This window comes from Streptomyces sp. NTD91 (assembly GCF_059510455.1).
The window spans coordinates 1-366 of the sequence record NZ_JCAJZW010000180.1 but is presented as its reverse complement, the minus strand read 5'-3'; the positions used below and the strand labels follow the sequence as shown (position 1 = coordinate 366).

Genomic DNA, 366 nt, shown 5'->3' with positions numbered 1-366 from the left:
GGCAGGCCGGCTGAGCGCCGCACACCGGCCAGGGCGTCCAGGTAGGCGTTGGCTGCCGCGTAGTTGGCCTGGCCCGCGCCACCGAACGTACCGGCGACGGAGGAGAAGACGACGAAGGCGGCCAGGTCCGCGTCGCGGGTCAGCTCGTGCAGGTGGGTTACGGCGTCGGCCTTGGGCCGCAGGACGCGGACCAGCCGGTCGGGGGTGAGGGCGGAGACCAGGCCGTCGTCCAGGACACCGGCGGTGTGAACGACGGCGGTCAGCGGGTGCTCGGCCGGGATCGCACCGAGAACGGCGGCCAGTTGGTCCCGGTCGGCGACGTCTACGGCGGCCACCTCGACCCGAGCACCCAACTCGCCCAGCCGA

The 366-nt window shown here is 73.8% G+C and carries 1 protein-coding gene; it reads right to left on the bottom strand.

Annotated elements, in window-relative coordinates:
- A partial coding sequence (locus AC5WRT_RS39135) for an SDR family NAD(P)-dependent oxidoreductase (RefSeq protein WP_496101121.1) occupies positions 1 to 366 on the bottom strand: 366 nt, incomplete at both ends.